The 6695-nt window shown below is 56.1% G+C and carries 3 protein-coding genes and 2 pseudogenes; all 5 read right to left on the minus strand.

The window, feature by feature from the left end; all coding sequences use genetic code 11:
- Positions 1–124 (minus strand): annotated as a pseudogene (locus tag ABZ532_RS30760) (IS5/IS1182 family transposase); the annotation flags it as partial.
- 1433 nt (positions 125–1557) lie between these two features.
- Entirely contained in the window at positions 1558–2331 is a 774-nt protein-coding gene (locus tag ABZ532_RS30765) for a PP2C family protein-serine/threonine phosphatase (protein ID WP_361291100.1), read from the minus strand.
- Positions 2332–3054: 723 nt separating this feature from the next.
- A pseudogene (locus tag ABZ532_RS30770) lies at positions 3055–3468 on the minus strand (ATP-binding protein); the annotation flags it as partial.
- Positions 3469–3486: 18 nt separating this feature from the next.
- A complete protein-coding gene (locus ABZ532_RS30775; protein WP_361291094.1) occupies positions 3487–4155 on the minus strand; it encodes a response regulator in 669 nt (222 codons plus the stop codon).
- On the minus strand, positions 4152–6695 hold a 2544-nt coding region (locus ABZ532_RS30780; protein WP_361291097.1), incomplete at its 5' end, for an ATP-binding protein. The genes ABZ532_RS30780 and ABZ532_RS30775, both read right to left, overlap by 4 nt.

A 6695-nucleotide genomic window follows, 5' to 3' on the forward strand; every position in this document is an offset into this window, starting at 1 on the left:
CCTGGTGCCGGCGACCTTCGACGCTGGCCGTCCACGGCCCAGCCAACTCCGCCACCAACGTTGACAGATGACTCTTCGAGACACCCGTAAACAACAGATGCGCCAGAACCACCCGATCCACCATGCCCTTCACCAACAGAGCATGCCCACCCGCTATCACGCACCAACTCGTAAAACTCCACAGTTCGTTGACGCCGCAGCTTGCGAGAAATCTATCGGCTGGCGAGGGCGGGGCAGGTGGGGTGCCTGGTCCCTCCTGCTTGAACCGCCATCCGTACTGGAGTCGTTTGTTACGAGGCTACTTCCAAGCATGGCGATCACGTCCGGGACTGGAAGCGAACAGATTTGGCTGGAGAGTTGGACACCGAACTGCGGGGGGTCTTGACCCATTTGCCACTTTCCTGCAGCCCCGGCCATGTGGCCTGAGCAAGGCTTACTCAAAATTGCTCCAGAGGAGGGGGCGGCGCGCACCAGTCGCCTACGGGCAGTCCTTGGAAAACGGGAACAGACTCCCGCCGCGTATTGATGGGCCTCTCAGGAGATAGGCGTCACCCACACACTGCTCCAGTCGATCCAGCTATCGGCATTGGCCCAAAGGCTCGCAGGGCCTGCGTTGCTCGGCATGCATAATTTTCTGCTCCCGGACCAGGAACGCAGATCTCGCCAATCATGGCTGTCCGTTGCCGGAACAGAGTCGTGTTGATCACCGGCCACAACCGTTGCATAACTGCCTATCTTCTTAAGCAGGTGAGTTCCAGCCCGTCCGTCCACCACCACCACACCGAACCACGGGCATTGGTCGCAGTTCGAGCCGGGATCGAATGTCCTGACCACGAGGATGGGATGAACTGTTGAATATTTAGGTGCTCTATGCGAGATGCTCCACCATCGGCTGCACTGGCTGCCAGCAAGGCCCCAGCACGTACGGCGAGCCCTTCTCACGCTGATCCTGGCAACACCAGCGCATACACCGGCGTAGGGTGTAGTGGTTCTGCGCAGCTCTCAGGCGCGCACCGCACTTGCCTTGCCCAATGACTGGGTGAAGGGAGGCTAGGGCTGTCCCGTAATCCCCAGTGGGCGCACGACGCCGATAACGCCGCGCGCTGACCCACTGAGGATTACGGGACAGTTCGTAGGCACCTTCGCGAAATGGTAGAAGGTCGACGGTGACTCAAGGCTTTGGTGCGGTAAATGAGGAAACCTAGGCGGAGCCCCGCACGCCTGCGTGATTGACGGCCAAAGCGCGAAGAGTCCTCCGGCGAGCCCGCGACGAGTCAGGGTTCGAACGTGGGAGATGAGTCAAGGAATGTAGCATCGTGGCGACACGTGATGGGCGTGAGGTGGGTCGACCAGTGCGAACGTGGGAGGAAGGGAAGCTGCTTCAAGTACCCACTTCTCCCCAGAAGTTCGCCATCTCAGAATAAGGGTCAAGTAGTGGGCCCACTCGGGGAGCACACAGCGGAAACCGCAAGGCGGGCTCCGAAGAACCAGGCGCGCCGTAGGTGTCATGCCATCGAACCAGTAGGCGCCCTTCTCAAATCGAACCGATGGATACTATCAGGCAACGACGGATTGAGGTGTGACAATCGCGCGCAGACTCTCTTGTTTCAATACTTCGCTAGGTTGACGAGCTTGGAGGACAAGCAGGGCCAAGTCATCCTGAGGTGCTGCGTCTCCGAACGAATGTACGGCTTGGCGAATCAGTTCTGCGACTCCAGCGGCCCCAAGTCCGACACAGGAAGAGAGGACGCGGGACAGCCCTTCCTCATCGTCAAACTGACGCAATCCGCTTCGCTTTTCGGTGACGCCATCTGTCACACACAACAGGGTGTCGCCTGGTTTGAATACGAATGACTGAGACTGATACGCGCTTTGCTCTGTTACACCGAGAAGTAGTTGTGGCTCTGCCGCATGTTCAACTTGCCCGTGAGCGTGAAGCAGGAGTGGCATCGGATGACCAGCGCTGGCCAGTGTGCATTGCAGGCTGCCTTGAGAGTCCGATCGCAGCTCTCCATAGAGCAGCGACACTGGCTTTATGTCTTCTTCCCGACAAGCATTGCCAACAGCTGTAATACCCACCGATGGCATTGAATCGTCAACGAGGACCCGATTTAGCCTGTTAAGGAGTCCTGGGACACTAAAGCCGTCTTCGGCCAGTATTTTCAGGAGGGGGCGAACGATCCCAACGACGACGGCTGCTTCCGGCCCGTGACCACACACGTCTCCTAGCGCAAAGCACCATCGACCATCGGTTGTGCGGAAGAGGTCGTAGAAGTCGCCGCCAGCCAGAGCACCTTCCTCCGCCGGCTCATAGACCACGTGTGTGTCCATACCGGGGATCGTGGCCAGGCTAGTTGGCAAGAGTCCCCGTTGGAGGATACTGCTGGTCTTAGCATGGCGGGCATACTGCTGAGCGCCGGAGATCGCGAGGGCTAGGCGACGCGAAAAATCTGCGAGCAGTGTGGAGACTTGCAGGGGAATTGTTATTGCCGCGCCGGTCCGCCCAAGCATCAACGTGCCCACGTTGCGACCTCCTGCATCGAGTCGACACGTGATGGCCTGACCCCGGAGATCCCTGTGCTCTTCCATCGCGGCTGTTTCGGGCGTAGCTGGCGGCCATTGGAGCGCGGCAGGCCAAGGCGATGCGCTATTCACCAATTCGGTCGTATCTCTCTCCAAAGTGGCGCGGAGAGCGGGGAGTAGGCGCTCACAGGTGTGCCAAACACAGGCGAGCCTTGGGGATCTTGTGCGCGCTCCGTTTTGCTCAATCCAGACTGCACACCAGTCTGCGAGGCGGGGGACGACTAGTTGCCCGGCGAGAGCCGCCACTTTGTCCTCATCGAGTTGCCCTGACAGCAAATCTGATGCCTCAGCGAGAAAGGCGAGTGTCTCTCGATTGTCATAGCGTAGATAGAATTCCGAATCATCCTCAGAAGGCTCTGCATGGCCATCCATGGACGCGCAATCTTGACTTTCGGGTGATTCTAGCATCGGGAAAATCGGGGGAAAATTCGTAGATTCGTCATTGCCGCGATAGCAGAGTCTAAACCAGACGGTTTTGCATCCGTTACCGTAGCTGACGCCCCAGCAATGAGCAAGACTGGAGACTATTTTCAGTCCCCGGCCGTGAGAGCCCGAGGTGTCGGGCTCATTTGGCACAGGCGAGCGGCCTGGATGGTGATCAGATACCTCGACGGTGAAGGTATCTGGAGAATCACCGCTGGCGGGGCCTTCCAAGCGGCAAGTCAATTGCATTCTAGTGCCGGCGTGTATGACCCCGTTGGTGACGAGCTCACTGACCATGAGCTGCGCGTCGTCAACCAAGCTCTCCATGGATTCCTCGGCCAAAAGCCCACTTTGCGTCCAGGTGTCTAGCGCGGCGCGAAGAAATCGGCGCGCCAACGCAGGCGCCTCCGAGTTGCCTGGAAGGGTATAACACCTCACCATTGTGGGCCGTTTTTGGCTCATGCTCCGCTCCTGATATCACTATGGCGATCGATCTATTTCGAGATTTTGATGCCCATTGTTAAGGGAAATCTGTGACCTTCCTGGGTCATAGGAGGCGTAAGGATTTTCCAGCCATGCCCGTAGTTCTTGCAGAATATCCTCCAGTTGCACAATGTGTTGATTCAGGGTTGGCTCTGTGCGGGCGTCCTCACGTGACGATGCAAGTCGCTCTTTCGCGCTCGATATCTGATCTTCGAGATTCTCGACAATCTTGCGATTTTGAGAGATTATTTCATCCAGCTGTCTATTCTTGCGATGCAGTTCTAGAAAAACAGCTACTTTGGCGCGCAGGATCCAAGGGTCAAATGGCTTGGTTATATAGTCGACCGCTCCCATGGAGTACCCGCGGTAGGCATAATTGGTGCCTCTTTCTGTCCCGGTAAGGAATATGATGGGCAGATCCCGGGTTTGATCGAGCCGTTTAATATTGCTAGCTGTTTCCAAGCCATCCATTCCTGGCATTACGACATCAAGAAGAATGACGGCAAATCGTTGGCGGAGGAGCGCCTTCAAAGCTTCGGGACCGGAGCGCGCTCGCACGATGTCAAGGTTCATGCAATCGAGCACTGCTTCCAAGGCAATGAGGTTGTCTTCAACGTCGTCGACTATGAGAATGCTGGCTTTATCCCAGAGAAGATCTCGAGTCATTTGTCATACTCCGACGTCTCGCCGTCCAAGTCTAGTTCTTTCTGCTGTGCGGAATTTGAAGATTCCTTGCCAGCGAGCAGATCACAGGTGATAGAAAGTAGACGATCGACATTGACCGGCTTGGGGACGTATTCATTTGCTCCGCGACCGAGAGTTTCCTGCCGATCGCCGGTCGTGGCTTTTGCTGTAACAGCGATGACGGGAAGATCAACAAAACGTGGCATTCCACGCAGTTCCTCGATGGCTTGATATCCATCCATCTCCGGCATCATGATGTCCATCAATACAAGTGACACATCTGGGTTCTTCTGCAGAGTGTCTATGCCTTCTCTGCCGTTTTCTGCATAAAGTACGGAAGCTCCCATTCGGCCTAGCACCTGAGTAAGAGCGAAGACCATAGTGATGTCGTCGTCGACAATTAGAATTCGCTTGTCCCGAAGCACCTGGCCAGCTCGCCCTTGAGACCATTCCTCCATCCGCTTGGTATCCGGCCACTCAGAATCGTCAAAGGGCGCGACCTCCGCTTTGGCAGTGCAATCTGTCTGTTGCGAATCACGTGCAGTCGCGGCAGTGATGGCAGGCGTCGGCATTCGTCTTTCCAGCGGAGTTTCATTAGTGCCCGAGTCGACTCTGCAGACAGTCGGCACGTACAAGGTGAAGCGGCTTCCGACTCCGGGCTTGCTTGTGGCCAAAATTCTTCCCCCCAACAAATCGGCGAGCTCACGACTGATAGATAGGCCGAGACCGGTCCCACCATACTTTCGGCTCGTTGTGCCGTCTGCTTGCTCAAAAGCTTCGAAAATAGAACAAAGCTTCTCTTGAGCAATCCCTATTCCAGTGTCTTTTACGACGAATTCTAGAACGTCCGTGGCTTCGTCGATCACGCTACCTGGATCCGTGCAGCGCTGGAGACGCAGGGTTACTCGTCCAGCACACGTAAATTTGAGAGCATTTGACAACAAGTTTCGCAAAATCTGCTGAATCCGCTGCTCGTCGGAATAGATTTCTGAAGGAACATCCTCGCCCACGAAAATCTCGAAACCTAGTCCGCGGTCGACAGCGATCGGACGAAACGTGGCACTGACGTAGTCGACGAGTTTGAGGATCGGAATTCTTTTGGGCCGGACATCCATACGGCCTGCTTCAACCTTTGACAGGTCGAGAATGTCATTGATCAACTGAAGGAGGTCGGAGCCAGATCGGTAGATTGTAGATGCGAATTTAACCTCTTGCTCCGTCAGGTGCCCATCTGGGTTCTCGGACAGCAGACGCGCGAGAATTAGCAGCGAATTAAGGGGGGTACGCAACTCGTGGGACATGTTGGCCAAGAACTCGGACTTATACTGAGATGAGGTTGCCAGCAATTCCGCCTTCTCTTCCAGTTCAGAATTTGAGCGTCGTAGTTCTTCCTGTTGGCTCTGGAGTTCATCAGAGCGTTCTTGCAGTTGTCCAGCAAGGCGCTGAGATTCAGTCAGCAAGGCCTCGGTGCGAGAATTTGCCAGGATGGTATTGAAGGCGACTCCGATGGTATGAACGAACTTATCGAAGAATGCAAGATGAACTTCGGAGAATTTCGAAAAGGAAGCCAGTTCAATAATCCCGAGGAGTCGCCCATCGAAGAGTATCGGTATGACCACGACACTGGCGGGTGGCGACTCGCCAAGTCCCGAGTTGATCTTTATGTAGCCGGGCGGTGCTTGCTCGACTAGAATACGCTTCTTTTCTACCGCTGCCTGCCATACCAAACCATGGGCAGGCATGCCTGGGGTGTCCGCCGTAGCCCCCCTCGATCCATAACCCGCTATGAAGGCGAGATCCTTAGACCTTGGTTCCGTAGCATCACTGGAATCATCTTCGACTTTTCCATCAGCCAAGAAGAAGGCGCCATATTGTGCGTTGACTAGTGGAGTGAGCTCACGGAGGATCAGTTCAGCTACTTCTCTGAGGTCGCGATGCCCTTGCATAAGCCCAGCCAACCGGGTCAGATTCGACTCAAGCCAGTCCTTGGCGCGCGTGGTCTCCCGAAGTTTGGAGACCATGAGGTTGATGTTGTTCTTCAATTCCGCCACTTCACCACGAGCCTCAACCGTAATGGATCCGGACAAATCGCCTTGTGTGACAGCCGAGGCAACCTCCGCGATAGCACGCACCTGGGTAGTGAGGTTAAGAGCAAGGCTATTGACGCTCGTGGTCAAATGCTTCCAGGTGCCGTGGACGCCTTCTACGCGGGCTTGTCCGCCCAGCTGGCCCTCGCTACCGACCTCGCGGGCCACCCGGGTGACCTCGGAGGAGAAGGAGGACAGCGTGTCCACCATAGTGTTGATGGTGGTTTTGAGCGCCAGAATCTCTCCGCGCGCATCGACGTCGATTTTCTTACCCAAATCTCCCTGTGCCACGGCCGTGGCCACTTGGGCGATGTTTCGCACCTGTGAGGTCAGGTTGTCTGCCATGAAGTTGACGTTGTCCGTGAGGTCTTTCCACACGCCGGACACGCCTCGTACGTGTGCTTGTCCGCCCAGGTTTCCCTCGGTTCCGACCTC

This window comes from Streptomyces sp. NPDC019396, from assembly GCF_040632375.1.
Taxonomy (GTDB): Bacteria; Actinomycetota; Actinomycetes; order Streptomycetales; family Streptomycetaceae; genus Streptomyces.